The organism is Oligoflexus tunisiensis (genome assembly GCF_001748245.1).
GTDB classification, from domain to species: Bacteria; Bdellovibrionota_B; Oligoflexia; order Oligoflexales; family Oligoflexaceae; genus Oligoflexus; species Oligoflexus tunisiensis.
This window is the reverse complement of sequence record NZ_BDFO01000001.1, coordinates 7402085-7420157: the sequence shown is the minus strand read 5'-3', so window position 1 is coordinate 7420157 and position 18073 is coordinate 7402085. Positions and strand designations below refer to the sequence as shown.

At 55.8% G+C, this 18073-nt stretch carries 16 protein-coding genes; 11 read left to right on the top strand and 5 right to left on the bottom strand.

The features are described 5' to 3' along the window. Positions 1-70: 70 nt before the first annotated feature. From OLTU_RS31075 to OLTU_RS31045, 7 genes are all read left to right on the top strand, one after another. Entirely contained in the window at positions 71-667 is a 597-nt protein-coding gene (locus OLTU_RS31075) for a TetR/AcrR family transcriptional regulator (RefSeq protein WP_176737115.1), read from the top strand. Between the two features lie 521 nt (positions 668-1188). After that, positions 1189-2292, top strand: coding sequence for a tetratricopeptide repeat protein (locus OLTU_RS31070; RefSeq protein ID WP_141736594.1), 1104 nt, complete (start codon positions 1189-1191; stop codon positions 2290-2292). Between the two features lie 57 nt (positions 2293-2349). Beyond that, on the top strand, positions 2350-3276 hold the full coding sequence (locus tag OLTU_RS31065; protein ID WP_141736593.1) for a hypothetical protein: 927 nt from the start codon (positions 2350-2352) through the stop codon (positions 3274-3276). Then, entirely contained in the window at positions 3273-5090 is a 1818-nt protein-coding gene (locus OLTU_RS31060; protein ID WP_141736592.1) for a hypothetical protein, read from the top strand. The genes OLTU_RS31065 and OLTU_RS31060 overlap by 4 nt, the downstream gene beginning before the upstream one ends. A 217-nt stretch (positions 5091-5307) precedes the next feature. Further along, complete coding sequence (gene lpxC, locus OLTU_RS31055) at positions 5308-6243, top strand: UDP-3-O-acyl-N-acetylglucosamine deacetylase (protein WP_141736591.1); 936 nt, start codon at positions 5308-5310, stop codon at positions 6241-6243. Between the two features lie 100 nt (positions 6244-6343). Further along, on the top strand, positions 6344-7519 hold the full coding sequence (locus OLTU_RS31050; protein ID WP_141736590.1) for a ComEC/Rec2 family competence protein: 1176 nt from the start codon (positions 6344-6346) through the stop codon (positions 7517-7519). A gap of 58 nt (positions 7520-7577) precedes the next feature. Continuing rightward, positions 7578-8015, top strand: a complete 438-nt coding sequence (locus OLTU_RS31045) for a response regulator (RefSeq protein ID WP_141736589.1) — start codon at positions 7578-7580, stop codon at positions 8013-8015. A gap of 8 nt (positions 8016-8023) precedes the next feature. On the opposite strand, the gene OLTU_RS31040 is transcribed toward OLTU_RS31045, so the two are convergent. Next, positions 8024-9178 (bottom strand): hypothetical protein, encoded by a 1155-nt coding sequence (locus tag OLTU_RS31040; RefSeq protein WP_218110384.1) that lies wholly within the window; start codon positions 9176-9178, stop codon positions 8024-8026. 170 nt (positions 9179-9348) lie between these two features. Here OLTU_RS31040 and dnaK point away from each other — a divergent pair, with 170 nt between their 5' ends. Continuing rightward, positions 9349-11247, top strand: a complete 1899-nt coding sequence (gene dnaK / locus OLTU_RS31035) for a molecular chaperone DnaK (RefSeq protein ID WP_141736587.1) — start codon at positions 9349-9351, stop codon at positions 11245-11247. A gap of 60 nt (positions 11248-11307) precedes the next feature. Here the strand turns inward: dnaK and OLTU_RS31030 are convergent, their stop codons facing one another. The 4 genes from OLTU_RS31030 to OLTU_RS31015 form a co-directional block, all read right to left on the bottom strand. Beyond that, complete coding sequence (locus OLTU_RS31030) at positions 11308-11853, bottom strand: hypothetical protein (protein ID WP_141736586.1); 546 nt, start codon at positions 11851-11853, stop codon at positions 11308-11310. A gap of 48 nt (positions 11854-11901) precedes the next feature. Continuing rightward, entirely contained in the window at positions 11902-13413 is a 1512-nt protein-coding gene (locus OLTU_RS31025; RefSeq protein ID WP_141736585.1) for a response regulator, read from the bottom strand. 52 nt (positions 13414-13465) lie between these two features. Beyond that, positions 13466-14194, bottom strand: coding sequence for a tetratricopeptide repeat protein (locus tag OLTU_RS31020; protein ID WP_141736584.1), 729 nt, complete (start codon positions 14192-14194; stop codon positions 13466-13468). 67 nt (positions 14195-14261) lie between these two features. Beyond that, on the bottom strand, positions 14262-15845 hold the full coding sequence (locus tag OLTU_RS31015; RefSeq protein WP_141736583.1) for an Rnase Y domain-containing protein: 1584 nt from the start codon (positions 15843-15845) through the stop codon (positions 14262-14264). Positions 15846-16016: 171 nt separating this feature from the next. On the opposite strand from OLTU_RS31015, the gene OLTU_RS31010 reads away from it, so the two are divergent. From OLTU_RS31010 to rpmI, 3 genes are all read left to right on the top strand, one after another. Continuing rightward, positions 16017-16886: an inositol monophosphatase family protein gene (locus tag OLTU_RS31010; RefSeq protein WP_141736582.1), complete on the top strand. Its 870-nt coding sequence runs from the start codon at positions 16017-16019 to the stop codon at positions 16884-16886. 43 nt (positions 16887-16929) lie between these two features. Then, a complete protein-coding gene (locus OLTU_RS31005) occupies positions 16930-17709 on the top strand; it encodes a hypothetical protein (RefSeq protein ID WP_141736581.1) in 780 nt (259 codons plus the stop codon). Positions 17710-17861: 152 nt separating this feature from the next. After that, a complete protein-coding gene (gene rpmI, locus OLTU_RS31000) occupies positions 17862-18059 on the top strand; it encodes a 50S ribosomal protein L35 (protein WP_141736580.1) in 198 nt (65 codons plus the stop codon). Positions 18060-18073: the final 14 nt, after the last annotated feature.

Here is an 18073-nt window from a genome sequence, read left to right as displayed (position 1 = left end):
TTTAACACGCGGACGGAGGATGGTAGCGCCCCACAGGACCGGCGCCCTCGTAGTATCAAATGGTGGCAACATGTCTAAGCCAGATGTAGCAGCAGAACGTAAGGATCAGATCGTACGGGCGACCGTCGAATGTATCACCAAGCACGGTTATCACAATTTTTCGATGCAGGACGTCGCGCGCACGGCCGGAGTCAGCAAGGGCATCATTCATTATTATTTTTTGAATAAAGATGACCTGATGATGTCCGTCCTCGACCGCGTTGCGGGGGACATCGAGAACATCATGGCCACAGACATGGGATCGATCACCGATCCGGTCCAGAAACTCCGGATCTTTATGTCGGTGGGCTTCGATGTCGTGCGCGGTACGAAGGAATACTATCAGGTGAACATGGACTTCTGGACTCAGATCAACCAGAAGAAGGAAGTTCGCCAGGTCATTTCCCGGCATTATGCGAAGTTCCGCGAAAGCTGCGCCCGCGTCATTGAAGAGGGCGTCAAGGCCGGCGTCTTCAAGAACGTGAACCCGCACTATTACGCGTCCCTGGTGATCGCCATTATCGACGGCATCAGCTTGCAGTGGCTCTTCGACGAAACCGTCTATGAATACGACGAAGTCGTCAAGGCTGCCAGCCAGCAGATCCTGGATGGCCTCCTGGCCCGCTAAGCCCCCTCGACAACGCCAGCCCCGCATGGGGCTCGCTCCATCAGCCCCGCACGGCATGCCACCAGGCATCGCTGACGCAGGCGCATTTGCCCCCGGCGTGGCCTCCGCACTCTGATATGCCCGATGCGCACACGCCTCTCCGGGGTCTGATACGGCCGTGTCGCACTCGTCGCCAGCGCTTCCGAACTCTGATGCGCCCGCCCCAGCGCCTCTCCGCGGTGTGATACGCCTGTGTCGCACTCGCCCCGGCGCCTCTCCGCGGCCTGATACGCCTGTGTCGCACTCGCCCCGGCGCCTCTCCGCGGCCTGATACGCCTGTGTCGCACTCGCCCCGGCGCCTCTCCGCGGCCTGATACGCCTGTGTCGCACTCGCCCTCAAGCTCATACGCCCGTGTCCACGGGGGCTTCGTCAATTTCCGCAACTCTGTCAGCCCCAAAGGGGCCCGTCACTTTCTATTAAAGACGCCCACACTTTGCTATGATGTTTGTTAACACGCGTAGGCAATGGCGGAGTCTTTCCCATGGATATTTCCCTGTCCCTGGATATTAACGATCTGGTTTTCCAGCTCAACAAGGGGGCGTCGATTCCCGAGCAGCATTTTGAGGCCATCCTGGAAAAGCTCCAGGACTATGAGTGCTGGTCGCTTTATTTCCGCCTGCTCGAAGCCCAGATCGACAACCCCAAAAAACGCCAGCTGCATTTTTATGTACGCACCGCGCGGGCCTATGCCGTGCACCTTGAAGATATTCAGCGGTCCGCCAAGATCTGCGTCAAGCTTCTGAAAGACCTGCGCCTGAGTTATGCTGAGTTTCGCGAGCGGGCGCTGGCCCAAATCATCAGCGAACAGGATTTCGAATCCGAAGCGATTATTCTGCAGGCAATACTGCCTCGCCTGCGCACCAAAGAGGACTCGGTCGCCTGTCTGGAACGCCTCTGCCTGATCTTTGAAAAGAAAAAATACGACGAACTCCAGCTCAATCGCTGCTACGAGCGGTTGATCGATCTGGAACCCAACAATCTGAAGGCCCTGCGCTACTTCAAGGTCGTTTATACCCAAAACAACCAATGGGATAAAGTCGTCTCGGTCTTGCAAAGCCTTTTTCAAAATGCGAAACATATCAACGATCGTTATCGCAGCGCTCAGGAACTGGCCGCCGTTTATCTGTACCAGCTTGATCAGGCGCAGAATGCGGTCGACATCATTGAGAGACACTGCGCCGACAGTCCCTTGAATACGTTCACGATTCACTACGAGGCGTACTTCCGCCAGCAGAATTGGGAAGGCTGTCTCAAGGTTCTGCGCAATTATCTACGTAAAATTGATGGCAATCTCAATAAGGCCATCATTCACTATAAAATCGGTGAGCTGGAGGAACAGCTCAACCGACCGATGGATGCCGAAGAAAGCTATTTGAAGAGTCTGGAACTGGCACCCCGCATGCTGGAACCCCTGGAAAACCTGATTGAAATGCACCTCGAGGCGCATCGTTGGGATAAGGTTCTGGCGGATCTTGGCAAACTCTATGAACTGGTCGATGATCCCTATCTGAAGGAAAAAGTGCGGGAAGGCCGCACTCGTTTGCAGGATGCATATGATGCCAGTCGGGTGCCCGACGCCAGGTGAGACGAAGGCCGGGCTGCGAGTATCCACCGACCGGCATTTCGACAATAAGGCTGCGGCATGTATCTTTACGAAGCATCACTTTCGATCCAGGGCAGTGTCTGTCGCTGGCCCCTGCCTCCGGTCGATCGGGTTCTGCAAAGAGCCCGGGCGCTGGATTCGCTCATCCTCAGTCGCGTTCATAAAACAGCCGAGCGGCCCAATCTTCTGCTCTTCGCATCATCCGACGCGCAAAGACCGCCGATGTCCTCGCTCTTCTCCCGCACCACGATCCTGAATAGTTTGACCGATCTTTGGAATGCCATCCTGAAGGAACCTTATGGGCATGCATGCTTTGCCCAGATTGTCGATCAGGCGCCCGGCCTTCAGGAGCCAAGTCGCGCCGCCTTGGAAGTTTCGCTGGCCAAGGTGAAGCCTTTCGATATGCTGGCGTTTGAACAGCTCCTCGAAACTCAGGATCGCATGTATCGCACGCCGGAGAGCCAGGCGCTGCTGCAGGATAATCTCGGCCGTCTGCTGAGCGTCGGCCCGGTGTCCCGGCGTCGCGGGAGCGCGCGGGTGGATGGCAGCCGCAGTCTCACCTGTATCGAAGCCTTTTTGGAAACCGATGCCATCGATCGCGGCAGCGGCCCCTTCGTTCTACGTGGCCGGGATTTTCCCGTCGCGGATTTCCGCGAAAGCCTGCAGGGTGTGTCGGAATTTTTTCATCGATGGAGCAGCTGGCTGCAGGACGAAGGCCTTACGCCGTCCAGCATTGATCGCATCTATGTCTACAGCCATATCAAAAACCTTCTGCCGGCCTGCTGGGATGAATTGCGTTCGCGGGCCGTGGCCGCTGATCAGGTGCGCCTGCCGCAGTGGTCGGGACTGGCCAACGCTCTCAGCAGTTTCATGGAATTTCTGCTGACCGATGCGAAACGCGCAACTTATCTCTATTTCCCCTTGAACGGTCGTTGTCACATGGCGTATCTGGTGCGTAACTCATGAAATATGAACAGCATGACAACCTGATTCTTGCGGACTGGACCTATAGCGGCAGTCCGTTGAGCCGTGCGGTGGACGAAACTCTCACCGTCTTTGAAAAGTTGATGGAGCGGGTTTATCAGACCGCTGCCAAAAGCCACCTGGATGCGGTGATCTGGATTCAAAAGGTACCCGTCCATGACTTTCACACGAACTGGCTGGAGGAAGTGAATTCCAGTCTGCAACGTGATGAACTCCGCTGGCGCCTCAGGCGCTGGTATCGTTTGCGGCAGAACATTCAGTTTTCGCCAGTGCCCTGGTTTTATGTGACCGAACATGGCTGCCAGGGAACTTTCTTTGAAATGATGCTCGTCTGCCAGCGCCGCTTTGTTTTCAATCGTGACGTCTGGTTTGGCTTTCCGGAAATGGCCATCGGCTCCATGCCTCCGCTCGGCTGGGTGGCGGGACAGCTCAACAAACGGCCCAGGATTCTTGAGCAATGGCAGAAGCGACCCTTGATGCGAGCGGAAGAGGTTGTGCAGCATGGGTATGTGGATGCGGCTCTGACCTGGAAGGACTGGCGACTTCAGCTTTTGCCCTGGGCTGCCCGGCAGATTGAAAGCTGGAATCAGGAGCAGCCGCAGCGTGGCAAGGTGCAGATGATGCAGGATCACGCGGCCGTGATGTGGACCGATAAGGCCATTCGTGATCCGGCCCGCACTCCGACCTTGATTCATGTCAATGCTCCCAAAATGCGGGAAACTCCCAGCACAACCGATTATGCTCTGCTGGATACAGCCGCGCATTTTTATTGCCAGCCGCAGTATGAGGCTTTTTTGCAACGCCACATCCGGCAATTCAAAACCTGGGGTGAACCACCCCATTACGAGCTGGTTTATCTCGATCTGAATGAAGCGCTGCCGCCGCTCTCACTCCTCACAAGACTGCTCGACAGCGGCTATCGCCTCTGCTTCATCGCGGCCTCCTCCGAGGTCCTGAGACAGGGACTTGAAGTCCTGTTTCCTCAGCTTGACACCTACTACCGTCGTGGTGTTCTGCAGCAATTTGAAAGGCAATTGGCCTGGTATGTGGGAGAAACTCCAAGAGAGCCGCAGTATCCCACGCTCGCGTTCGGCGCGTTCCGCAATTTCCAATTCAATCTGCGCGACCTTCGCATTCGCGGCTGGGCACTCGCCGCGCAGAGCGTGCCGCGGCAGACGGCGGAAATATCCGATGATCATGCATCGCGTGGCAACCTCCTGCGGACCTTCTTCGACGGCATTCATTCCATTGCCAGCCCGCACAAGCCGCGACCGGCTCTCTATTATGTGAAATCCCTGGCACTTCAGGCCCTCGCATCCTATGCGGAACAGTCAGGCGAGGCGCTGCCCGTGATTCTGGAGCAGCTGCGAAATCTCGGCTGGCATCTCATGGGCAGTGAACGGCATTGGCAGCGTTTCATTGAATATCGCTCCGGCATACAGGGCCGCGTGCCGGTGCAGGAACCGGATGCGGTGGGCAATCTTGGGCTGGATCGCAAACTTTTGCTTGCCCCGCACTGGCGTGCAGTGTGCGAGATGACCGCGGCACGCTCCCTTCGCGAGAACGGGCAGCGCGGGCCAGGTCTTCTGCAGAGCTATCTGGTGGGATTCTGCACGCAGCTCGCCCAGGCTCTGGTCCAGTCTTCGTGTCTGCCGACACTGGGGCTGGCGCAGCTCTATGTCGCCGATGCCCTGGGTTTTCCAGAAAACTGGGGAAGCGCGGACATCTTCGAGACGCGAACCGGGGTGGCGCGGCCCTATTTCAAGAACCGTGATTCGACCCGCAGCTACCGCTAGCCCAAGCTTTTTCCGCAGGTGTTTTGTTGTAGACTTGCAACGCCATTATGGATACTGTGGCGCTACTGCCACAGTCAGCTCCGAATCCCCGCTGACGATCAAATTATTACCCAATGGAATCAGCGGCTTCAGTTTGTACCAAAGGTAATTTTGGTGGCACAGGTCTTGCTCAATAGGGGATGGGTCTGTAAGTTCCCCTTTTAAATTTGAGGCTTGAATGCTTCTCTCGCAAAATCAAACAACTCTGCTCAATACGGTAAGCTTTACCGGCAAGGGTTTGCATAGCGGTCGTATGGTTCGCATGACGGTGAAACCGGCAGCGGCTTATTCGGGTATTCAGTTTCAAAGAGTGGACAGTCCCAGCAGTCTTCCGGTTCGTGCGATCGCCCAACGTGTGACGTCCACGGCTCTGTCGACTACCATCGGCACCGGCAGCGAATCCGTTTCGACCATTGAACATCTGATGTCGGCCTTTGCCGGTCTCGGAATCAGTAACGCCCTTGTCGAGATCGATGCTCCGGAAGTTCCTATTATGGATGGCAGCTCCGCAGCTTTCGTGCGGCGCTTCCTGAGCGCTGGTTTGAAGGATCTCATGGCTCCTGCCAAGGCCTATCGCCTGAAGCAAAGCGTCGTGATTAAGGACGGTGATAAGGTCCTGCGCCTGGAGCCTTCCGATCGTCAAAGAATCAAGTGCTCGATCGAATTCAAAGCAGCCGTGATCGGTTGTCAGTCGATCGATTACATTGCAAGTCTGGAAAACTTCCTCACCATCGCCGATGCGCGGACGTTCTGCAATCTGAGCGATGTGAAAGCCATGCGCGAGCAGGGTCTTGCCCTGGGTGGTGGATTGGAAAATGCCATCGTCATCGCGGAACACGGTGTGATGAACGAAGAAGGCCTCCGTTCGCCGGATGAATTTGTTCGTCATAAACTGCTCGACCTTATCGGTGATTTTGCTCTGCTCGGTGCACCTTTGCTGGCTGATGTCTATGCGCACAAGTCCGGTCATGCTTTGCATGCCAAGGCTGTGCAGACGCTGATCAACGAAGCGGATGAATACCTGGAGGAGTTCCATCCGGATCTGAGCGATGTGGCTCTGTCGATGGCTCTGAATCAAATGCTGCCCGCAGCCGGGATCGCCAATTATGCGTAAGCGGCTGGCGGACATCTGCTGCTTGACCCTGTCACTCGATCAATCGAACCACTCCCGCTAACCTTGTGCCTCCCGCACCCGGTTTTGCAGGAGTGGTTTTTTGTTGCCTTTCAATTTTCTCGCCGGTCAATGCACAGTGGGCCTTTGGCAGCTCCTGCCCTGGGATGGGCGTGGCTGGCTGCTGTTTTTGCCCGCCATTTTCCTTCTGCGCGGCTGGGCCTGGCTTGCTTTTGCGGGCGGTGGCCTTTGGCAGAGATATTGGACCGCGGACACCATGAATCCGGATCATCCCTTCTTCTGGTTTCTGGGATCCGCGGAAAGTTCTCGGGATCCCGTCCCACTCTTTTTTCAAACCGGTTCTCTCAATCGGCTAGCCGGGCTTCTGGCTCAGAACCTTCAAAGTTTCTTTCTCGATTGGGATCCGGTCTGGGGCACCTGGTTTTTGCGCTTTGGTTTTGGGCTCAAGGATCAGGGCGGCGACGCCTGGCCGCGGATCTATGAGGAGCTGGGTCTTCTGCATGTTCTTGTGGTGAGTGGCGCGCATTTCAGTTTTGTGGGGGGGCTCGGTCAGACGCTGGTTGAAGGTCCGGGTCGGCTGGCCTATGCCCTTCGGCTTTGGCCCTTTTCCGTCTGGCTCGGTTGGGTCACGGCGGCCCGCATTCTGCTCACGGTCCTGATCACCCTTTTTGCTTTGGTCGTGGGTTTTCATCCGCCTTGCCAGAGAGCCTGGCTCAGTTTACTCCTCAGCCTTTGGCTGCCTTTGCTCGGCTCTCCTTTGACCGCAGCGCGCAGCGATCGCTGGGTTTTTTCCCTGCAGGCGCTTTGCTTTCCCGGAAGCTTTCTGAGTCTCTCCAATGCTCTCAGCTGGAGCGCCTATAGCATGGTTCGTTATCTGAAACCCTGGCCCAAGGCCTGGCAACGGCGAATACTGCCGGCGGTTGAGGGTCCTCTGATTGCAGTCAACCTTAGTTATTTTGGAACATTCAGCCCCTGGGGTCTTGTTCTCAACACTCTCTTACAACCCGTCTGGCATATTGTGCTGGGATGGGGGCTGCTCTTCTGGATTTGGCCGGAACGCTGGATCGGCGAGGCGCTCCAAAACATTCTGCAGCTGCTGCATGAGGGCATCCTCTTTGTCCATGCGCATGGCCAGCAGAACGGACCCATTCGTTGGGAAGGGCAGGGACCATGGGCGGACCTGGGGCGCAGCCTGCTCTGGGGCGCGGCCAGCTGGATATTTTTCAGCCTCTGGCGGCGGCGAGAGGACGCTTGCTGAAACCGGCCTTCTCCCGTAACCTGATTGCATAGGGGGCGGCCCCTGTGAAGGAGGATAAATGAGAGCTTTGATCGTCGATGATTCTCCCAAAGTGCGCAGTGAATTGCGGCATCTTCTGGGTCGTCTGGGTTGGAATATTGTGGGCGAAGCTGTGAACGGTGTCGAAGCCCTCGAGTTGGTTGCGGAACTCAGGCCCGATCTTATCACCTTGGATATCATCATGCCCGAGATGGATGGCATCGAATGCTATCGCGAGCTGCGAAAATTAAGCCAGCCCCCGCGCTGTCTTTTGATTTCCGTTCTGGCGACGGAACCCCGGGTGGTGGCGGCCTATGGCCACGAAATTCTGAGCAGTCATTTTCTGAAAAAGCCGGTGCTTGAGAAGGACCTGCGGGCAAAACTGGAGGAGGTCATGGCGATGCCTCCTCTGCCTTACCCGCCGCCTTCGGAGCTGCCGGGCGGAATGGAACCCGAAGCTCTCAACCCCGGGGAATAGAGGACTCGTTACGAGGCCCGGCCATATCCGGTCGCGTTCGCGTTCGCGTGGCTTCCTCCCATGCTGCCAATGGAGGCTGAGAGTTTCTTCAACTCCTCCTCATCGCGTTCGGCTTTTTTCCTGAGGCTCGTAAAGATGCTGATCCCCGAGACACCAAGGGAGAACAGGGCCACAAGAAGGAAGGCCGGATGCCAGCTGATGCCGAACAGGAAAAAGATGAACGAGGCAAAGCCGGTGACGTAGGCGTTGATCATGATCTTGTCATGATAAACCAGGGCCAGTTCACCCATCAGGATGCCCTTGCCATAACCGTCCAGAATCAGCCTTTTCTCCTTCGGTCGATAGAAGTGCCGCACGAGACTGCGCGGCCGATAAAGATAGCCGATCTTCCAGATGGGCACATGAATCAGCTGAATCCCGGCCACTTCGAGTTCGGTGCGGTAATCGATGAGGTAATCCGCATTCAAACAGGCCAGCTTGTAGTGATACAGCTCGACGTGATTGCGCGCCCTCCGGAGTCCTTCCTCCTCCTCGACCTGGATGCCGAGGATGGGCAGACCGTTGGCATATTTGAATTCAAAGTAATGACGGGCTTCATAGGCGGACTTCTGCTCCTCGTCCATGAGGCGCCCGCGCGAGAAGGTCGAGTCAAAAGGAAAGCCATCCCATTCCACATGAATGGGCTCGGTCGGTTCATGAAGACGGGTCAGGCCCCAGGTTTCGCAGATGTTTGATCGCGCCAGTACCGCCCAGCGATAGCTCCGGCGGAATTGACCTGACTCAGTCAGATAATCATTGCTCGTGTGACTGGCGACCTGCCGGTTTTGCTTGCGAACGAGGCCTTTCCAGGCGGTGTGCCCTTCCACGGAAATGATCCATACCGGCACACTAAAGCCCTGCACATCGACAACAAAGAATTCCTTGTCGACCGTTCCTGGCTTGTGATGAATTCGCCTCAGCCATTCCAGAGCCAGCTCTTTGACCGTACCTGCATCGAGCAGATTCGGAACAATGTAGTGGTCTCCAAAAAGTTCCTTTTGCCCGCCATCAACATTGAATTTAAAGGTGGCCGAGCAGAAGGGGCAAAGCAGCAAATAATCTGAAAAATTATACTGGGATGCCTTGTTACAGGAAGGGCATTGCAATTCATACACAGCGCTCATCCTCCTCGTTTCTTTCATCTTATCATGATTGACCCGTTGACAGCCGCCCGACCGGCATTAGGTTTAAGGAGAGAAAGCGAGCCAGGCCTAAATGGCGTAAGTGGCTGGACGAGTTCGATCGTTTAACCCTTGAGCAGGCCCCACCAGGGTTGCCAAAGATGGAGTAAGATATGGGAAAGATTATCGGTATTGACTTGGGAACGACCAACTCAGTGGTGGCCGTGATGGAGAACGGGCAGCCCGTGATCATCGCCAATGCTGAAGGCAAACGCACCACGCCCAGCGTTGTCGCTTTTGCCAAGAATGGCGATATTCTGGTTGGCGATGCCGCCCGCCGTCAGGCTGTGACCAACCCACGCAATACGATCTACTCAGCCAAGCGTTTTATGGGTTGCACCTTTGGCGAGCGTAAGGACGAAGCCGAAAAAATGCCCTACAAGGTCACCCGCGGGAAAGGTGATATGGTCGTCTTCGAAATCGAAGGCAAGACCTATACGCCGCAGGAAATTGGTGCCAAGGTCCTGGGCAAGCTGAAACAGGCAGCTGAGGACTATCTCGGTCAGCCCGTGACCGAAGCGGTCATCACGGTTCCTGCTTATTTCAATGACAGTCAACGTCAGGCCACCAAGGATGCCGGTCGCATCGCGGGTCTCGATGTCAAACGTATCGTGAACGAGCCAACTGCTGCGGCTTTGGCTTACGGTCTGGATAAGAAGAAAAATGAAAAGATCGCCGTTTATGACTTCGGTGGTGGTACCTTCGATATCTCGATCCTCGAAGTGGGTGAGAATGTCGTCGAGGTGCTGGCAACCGGTGGTGATACCCACCTCGGTGGTGACAACATCGATGAGATTCTCATCAAGTGGCTGGTGGATGGCTTCAAGTCGGAAACCGGTGTGGACGTTAAAGGTGACCCCATGGCGATGCAGCGTCTGAAGGAAGCTGCGGAAAAAGCCAAGATCGAGCTGTCTTCGGCTCAGGCCACGGACGTGAACCTGCCGTTCCTGACAGCGGATCAAACCGGTCCGAAACACTTGAACGTCAGCCTTAGCCGCGCGAAGTTCGAGCAACTGATTGCCGATGTGATCGAAAAGACTCTTGTTCCTTGTCGTCAGGTTCTGAAAGACGCCAAGCTGAATGTGGAAGATGTGCAGGAGGTTCTGCTGGTCGGTGGTTCGACCCGTATTCCTCTCGTGCAACAAAAAGTAAAAGACTTCTTCAAACGTGAACCCAACCGGACCGTGAACCCTGATGAAGTGGTGGCGGTCGGTGCCGCGGTTCAGGGTGGTGTGCTGGCTGGCGATGTGAAAGACGTTCTGCTTCTGGACGTGACGCCTCTGACTCTCGGTATCGAGACTCTGGGTGGCGTGATGACCCGATTGATCGAACGCAACACCACGATCCCAACCAAGAAGAGTCAGATCTTCTCAACGGCCGCTGACAATCAGACCTCCGTTGAGATCAACGTCCTCCAAGGTGAGCGTGAGATGGCTGCCGATAACCGCCAGCTGGCCCGCTTCACACTGCAGGACATCCCGTCTGCACCACGTGGTGTGCCCCAGATTGAAGTGACGTTCGATATCGATGCCAACGGTATCCTGTCGGTTTCTGCGAAAGACCTCGGCACCGGCAAGGAGCAAAAACTCCGGATCGAAGCCGCCACCAAGATCGACGAACGCGATATCGATCGCATGGTGAAAGAAGCCGAAGCCAACAAGGATGCGGACCGTCAGCGTCGTGAACAGGTTGAAAATCGCAACCAATTGGATTCCTTGATCTTCTCGACCGAAAAGTCGTTGAAGGAAGGTGAAGGCAAGGTGCCGGCCGACATCAAGTCCGATTTGGAAAGCGCTCTGGCAGCGGCCAAGGCCAAGCTGGATTCCGGCAGTGCCGAAGAACTGAAAGCAGCCAAGGACGAGCTCGAAGCCAAGTCGCATAAACTGGCGGAAGCTCTGTACAAACAGGCTGCCGGTCAACAGGCTGGCGCCAGCAGCGCCCAAGGTTCAACCGGTGGGCAGAAGTCGAGCGATCCCAACGTGGTCGATGCTGAGTTCGAAGATAACAAGTAAGTGTTGATGTAAGAGCAGGAACAAGGGCGGTCCTCACGTGAGTGGGGGCCGCTTTGTCTTTTATGGACTGGGCATGAGTCCTTTGAATTTTTGCAAAGCGGTCCAGGCCCCGGCTTTTAAAGCGGGCTCCCGAAGCATGGCGCGCGGATGCGGAATGGTTAAGAGAGGCGCGCCCTGCAGAGCTTTCTGAATCGTATTCATGGCCACCGTTTGTCCCAGGGCCAGCAGAGTCTGGCCGCTGCCGGGACCAAGGGCCACGATATAGGAACAGTGTAGAAGATCGACCGGCACGCGCACCAGACTGTCGTCTGCCCAGATTTTGAAATCCTCAACGGGGAGGCCCAGGGCCAGCGCGATCTTTGAAACCATGATGAATTCCTGTTCCGTCAGATCGCTCGAGCTATAAAAGCCGACCTTCCAGCCCGCCTGGGTTTCGGTCGCAGCCCCAGGTTCCGGACTTTCCGGCACGACGGCCTGTGGCGCGGTCTCCGTCTCGTCTGGCTCTGATGGCGCATCGACCGGAGCGCGAAACGCGACCGTTCCTGTCAAACCACGGCTGTCCAACCAATCCAAATAAACGCCAAGCTGCGCACGCAACGAATCCATGACCGATCCCTCCACGGAGGCGATCATATGCGGGATCTCCCGGGAGTGCTAGGAAACCTTTTGAAAACCGCGTTTGACACGACGTCGGGCCAGGAGGAGCTGGTCAATCTCAGCAATGGGAGCCGGGATTTCCTCGTTCGGATTCAGCTGCTTCATCCGCTCGCGAATGTACCAGGTTTTGCCGATTTGTTTGGTGCGAAAGGTGGAGATCATCAGCAGTGGAAAGGCCTTCTGTGGGTCAATGCCACTGTCGATGCCATGATGCAAGGTCGCCATGGCCTGCGCATACTTTTTCAGCTGCAGATAAAGCTGAGCCTGGAGCATATAGCCGACGGGATCCTTGGTGATATTGATATAACGCTGATACACGCGGATGGCGCTCTCGCTATCGTTTTGCTGCAGGTAGTACTGGGCCATGGCCACGTGCGCCTGGGTGAATTCGGGCTTGCGCTTGATGGCCGCTTCCAGTGTCTGGTAGGCCTGCTCTTCCTTCTCATGCTTGAAATAGAATTCCGCCAGAATCAGATAGGTATCAAGCCGCTCGGGATGCGCTTTTCTTTCATCAACCAGAGCCACTTCCGCGATGCGCAGCTGCTGGGTCTTCTCCGCAAACTGCACGATGGCTTTCAAAGGCCGGCTGTCCTTGGGATGATTGCGCCGATAGCGTTTGAAATAGTAGATCGATTTTTCGAGGTTTTCCGCCAGCGCATAGGCCATGCCCATGCCGTAGAGAGCTTCCGGATTCTTGTTGTTTTCCAGAAGGGCCAGACGGTAGTGTTCGATGGCCGCATGCGAATTGCCTTCCTTCAGCAGCATGTTGGCGAGCTTGATCTGCCGCAAGGGCTGCTTGGGATTGAGCTCCAGCTCCATGGTCAAAGCGTGGATGGCGTTCTTAAAATCCTTGGCCTCGATATAGAGGTTGGCCAGTGTGACAAAATTCTTCAAAAAGTTCGGTGTGGATTTGATATTGGCCTGCAGCAGCGCGATGGCTTCCGCGGTTTTACGCTGCTTGACAAGGGCCACGGCCTGCAGATGGCGGGCGCGGGGGCTGTCCTTTATTTTGACGAGTTCATCGAGAACGGTTTCCGCTTCCGCGAACTGGCTGGCGACGAGGAGCTTTTCCGCTTCGCGCAGGCGCCCCAGGATGGGACCCGGCGCATGATACTGATTCAGCATCTTGATGATCTTGGCTTCCAGCTCCTCCGGGGTGAAGGGCTTGACCATGTATTCTTCAGCGCCTTTGTTGGCGGCTTTGACGATATCATCCTTGTCCGCCGCGCCGGTCACGATCATGAAGGGCGTGTCGGAGCCGGTATCGAGACTGCGCAAATGATCCAGGACTTCGAAACCTGAAATGAAATTCAGATCGAGGTCGCAGATCACCAGATCCACAGCCTGCGTATCGAGGATGATTTTCGCGTCGCGTCCATTGTGGCATTCAAGAACTTCGGAAAAGCCAAGGCGTACCAGAGCCTTGGCAATGGACTTCCGAATCAGGTCATGGTCGTCGGCGACCAGGGCCTTCAGGCCACTTGGAAAATTGTGCGGGCTCTTTTCCATTCGGATTTATCTCCTGGCCTGCCCATCGGCTAAAAGCAGGAGGATGTTGACTTTAAATTGTTGCTCCCGGCGGATTTTTGGAACTGCTGCGCAGGTAAGTGCGCGAGGTTCTATCGTTGGGATTGACGTTTTGCGTTTTTTGCCAAAAGTTCTGTGCGCCGTCCCAATCGCCCATTCGAAATGCGATGGTGCCGAGCAGATTCAGACATTCCGGATGATTCGGGTTCTCCTCCAAAAGAACCATGAGCTGCTCACGCCCCTGATGATAGGAGTTTATTCGCAAATAAACCTTGGCCAGACGCAGACGGATATCCGGCATGCGGGGGTAGATATGAAGGGCCTTGGCATATTCCTGGGCGGCCTGATCATAGAGGCCGGCATGTTCGTATCCCAGAGCGGTCTTATTGTGAAGGTTCGCAAGTCGCCCGAGCACGAGATCAGGCAGGGTTTGACCGTCCCCCATATGGCCTTGAAGTTCGCCGTAGACCTTTTGTGAGGTTTCATAGAAGCCGAGGTCGGAGAGTGTCACAGCGAGGTTCAACGCCGCTTCGATAAAGCGTGGGTTCGCCTCCTTGGCTTTCTCGAAGTATTCGATGGCTTCGGGGAATTTCGACTGCCGATGATGACAGAGCCCCATGAGGTTCAAAAGATTGGCCAGGGGCCCATGCTCTTCCATGGCATTTTGCAAAAGCTCTTCCGCAGCCTGAAACCTTTGCAGCTTCAGGTAAATCATGACCTTTTCCTGGATATCATTGATCTGGCGGCGGGATTTCTGCGGCATGCCAAGCTCCAACAAAAAAGGGGCAGGAGGGCCCCCTTGCTGGAATTTATTATAACATGAAGTCGGATCAGGCGACTGCGGAGGCTTCAAAGCGTCGAGTGACGAGCACCTTGATCTGACCGGGGAAGGCGACCTCCTCTTCGATCTTGCGGGCAATCGCAGCCGCGAAACCCTGCAGTTCCTCTTCGCGAATCTTCTTATGGTTCACACCGATATGGACTTCGCGTCCCCCATTCATGATCGCCACCTTTTGGATGCCAGGGAACGACTTGATAGCTTCCTCCATCGCTTGCAGGCGCTCCTGATAACCTTCTTCCAGATTAATACGGGCACCGGGACGCGCGCCGGAGAGGGTATCGGCGGATTTCAAAACATAGCTCATCGGCGTGTCGAGCACGAGATCGTTATGATGCGACATGACCGTATCACAGATGATCCGTTTTTCGCCGAAGCGGTCCGCATAGTCACCGCTGATCACAGCATGGCTGCCTTCGATGCGATAGTCGATGCCCTTGCCGATATCGTGGAGGAGGCCACAGCGCTTGGCTATTCTGGGATCCACACCGAGTTCACCGGCCAGAACCCCGGCGAGCTTGGCCACTTCGAGGGAATGGTAATACTGATTCTGCCGATAGCTCGTCCGCCAGTTCAAGGCGCCGACCATCTTTTGAATTTCCTCGTGGATATCCGGCAGACCCAGCTCGATCACAGCCTGGCGGCCCAGCTTCAGAGCCTGATTTTCGAGGGTGCGGCGATGCTTCAAATAGGTCTTGTCACATTTCGCCCAGTTGTTGGGACCCTTGGGCAGGAGCTCCTCGAGGGTCAGACGGGCCGCTTCCTTGAAGATGCCGTATCCACCACCGAGCCGTATGATCGCCGGCAGACCATCGTGCGTGGCCGGGGAAAGGGTGATCTCCACACCTTCGGTCAGGGCGGTCAGGTCGGTAATCAGTTGCGGATTATTCTGTAAAGTTTCGAAGAGCCGTGGATTCAGGATTTCCACATGGTTGGTGTTCTTCGGCCAGATGAAGCTGGGTTGATAGCGCGACATGATCCGGCTCAGGACTCGTTCCGCGCCTTTTTTGGAATGGCTTTCCAGGTCATCGACCAATTCCTTGATCCGCTTTTGACTGTCGAGGCGACGCTCGTTCACCAGCGAATCGATGATCATGTGCTGGGTGGCGGCGCGGTCGCAATCGGCGATGCGAGCGAGGCTGTCCTGCAGCGTGGTTTTCACCTGCACCACCGAAGCCTGCACATCCGCGAGTTGTTTTTGCAGCTCGCTGACTTTTTTCTGATGGTTTTGAAAGGTGGCCTCGAGTTTTTGAATGCGCTCCTCTTCGTGCTGTACGAACTGATCCTGCACCGCGAGGTCAGCATCACTGGCTTCAAGGGCCAGACGCTCTTCCTCGATGGTCATCTCGAGTTCTTCCTGCATCTGCACGGCCTTTTCTTCCGCACGTTTTTTGGCTTCCGCAATGACCTGCTCTTTGCGCTGCTGGGCCTTTTGAATGACGAGATTGCGCTGCTCCTGGACGTCCGCTCGCTGCTTGCGTGGCAGCATAAAGCGGACCGCCACGAAAAATGCATATCCGAAGGCCACGCCACAGGCAGCGACCAACGCGATTTCAGAAAAAGTGATAGATTCCACAGATTATTCCTTTCCAGATACCCACTTACTTTTCGGCAGATTGGGATTTAAATTTAAGGGCGCATGGTGTCGGTCGCCAAGCGGAAAATATGCCAGGATTCAAGGTCTTGGAAACCGGTGCCAGACTGTACGAGGTAAGCCTCGCGCAAAGCAGGCGACCGTGCCACAATAATGATCATACAGAAACTGGAACAGATCCAGAAGATGAATATCTATCGAATGGAAGCCCCAATGGAAGCGAGATATACGGAAGAGATGGCCTTTTTGCATGATCTGAGCTGCCGCGCTGGCGCTGAACTAACCCGGCGTTTCGGTTCCGATGTTCGCGTACGCCAAAAATCTGACAAAACCCTGGTCACCGACGCTGACCTGGCAAGTGAGAAAGTGATCCTCGATACCCTCCGGCAGAAAAGGCCTCAGGACAAGATTTTCTCGGAGGAAGCCGGTCTGTCCTCCGAGGATCGCACGCCCGGCTCCTCGATCTGGATTGTGGATCCACTCGACGGGACGACCAATTTTGCCAATAATTACCCATTTTTTTGCGTCTCGATTGGCCGTGGCGTGTTTGAGGAGAATGGCAGGATTCGGGTGATGGCGGGCGCCGTGCACGATCCGATTCGCGGAAAAACCTATGTTGCCGAACGTGGACGTGGCGCCTGGGTGAATGAAAAACCGATTCATGTCTGTCCCGATCGTCCCCCTCAGGACGCCTTTCTGGTGACCGGCTTTGCCTATCATTTGGGCGATAACCTACGGAAAGATATAGAATTTTTCATGGCCGTGGCCCAGACCTGTCAGAGCATTCGGCGGGACGGAGCCGCAGCCCTGGACCTCGCGCTCGTGGCGGAAGGAGTCTACGACGGCTACTGGGAGACCGGGCTCCGGGCCTGGGATCTGGCCGCGGGTTCTCTGCTCGTGGAAGAGGCCGGGGGAGTGATGCGGAACTTCAAGTGTGAACCGGGGGCTCGCTATGACCTGGAGCAGGGTGATATCATTTGTGGGACACCTTCAGTTGTTCAACTCATCTCAGGATTGATCTGACCTGGATTGATCGTGCGCGATGAATCGATAGCAAGGAGAGCCTATGAATAGCAAGGTTTGCCATCTGAGTTTGCTTTTGGCCACGGGTTTAGGGCTGACGTCGGTTGGCCAGGCCCAGCCGGTGACCGAGCAGATTGATCGCTTTGAATTGAATTACTCCACGATGCGGATCCGATTCTATGGCGAGGCCACGGTCGACTTTGCTGAAAAGGGTTTTGAGGGCGCTGAGAAGGTGGCCGTGGAAGATGGTCTGATGTATGTCCTGTCAGCCCTGAGCAAGGCCCGGGCTCAGAAAGGCCTGAATGAAGAAGCCTCGGCGGCCCTGGCCAGTGAACTGACCCGATCCGCCTATGTTTACAACACCACGTACTTCACCGACGGTCGGGTCCGGGTGGAACTGGATAGCAGCCTCTCCCGGGCCATGGACTTCGGTGTGAGTGAATTCGCCAGTGAGGAGCCCAAGTCCGAACCGAGTGAAGGCAGTGCGATCGTCGTGCAGATCAGCGGTTTGAAAGTGCCGCTGCTGCAGACCGAGATTCGCAGCACCGATGGGGAACTCCTGTTCAGTCCCAAGGATGTCGCCAGGTCAGCCTACAAAAAGCAGCTGGCCGGTCGCTGGTTCTTCAAGAACTCGGGCGAGCTGAAGTCCTATGCCGGTCCCAAACCGATTGAGATCAATGCGGTCGCAGAGGGCGATAAGACTCTGATCGTCACCAAGGATTCCTGGAGCAAACTGAAAGCGGACCATCCGCGCCTGCTGGAAGAGGCCAAATTGGCATTCGTCATCGCAGGCCCGGGCCGGGGCCAGAAGTCCAGCAACTGATTCGCTGATTGCCGTTGCACCAACGCATGGGAAGTGATAGACACTGGGGTTCCGTTCGACCTCATCGGGTCCACTCGGGGTACGGCCCCAACTTTCGCCTGACGTGACTGCCGCGAAGCAGTTCGTGGGCTCCAAAGAAAAGGAAGACTTCCATGCCAAAAATGAAGACCAAGCGAGCCGCGGCGAAGCGTTTTACAGTGCTTGCGTCCGGTAAAATCAAGCGCGCCCAGGCGTACAAGCGCCACATCCTGACCAAGAAGAGTCGCAAACGTCTGAACAAACTGCGGACCGCTGCCTACGTGCACAAGTCGAACGTTGGCCTGATCCTGGCCTGTTTGCCTTACCGTTGATTGTAAGACTGAAT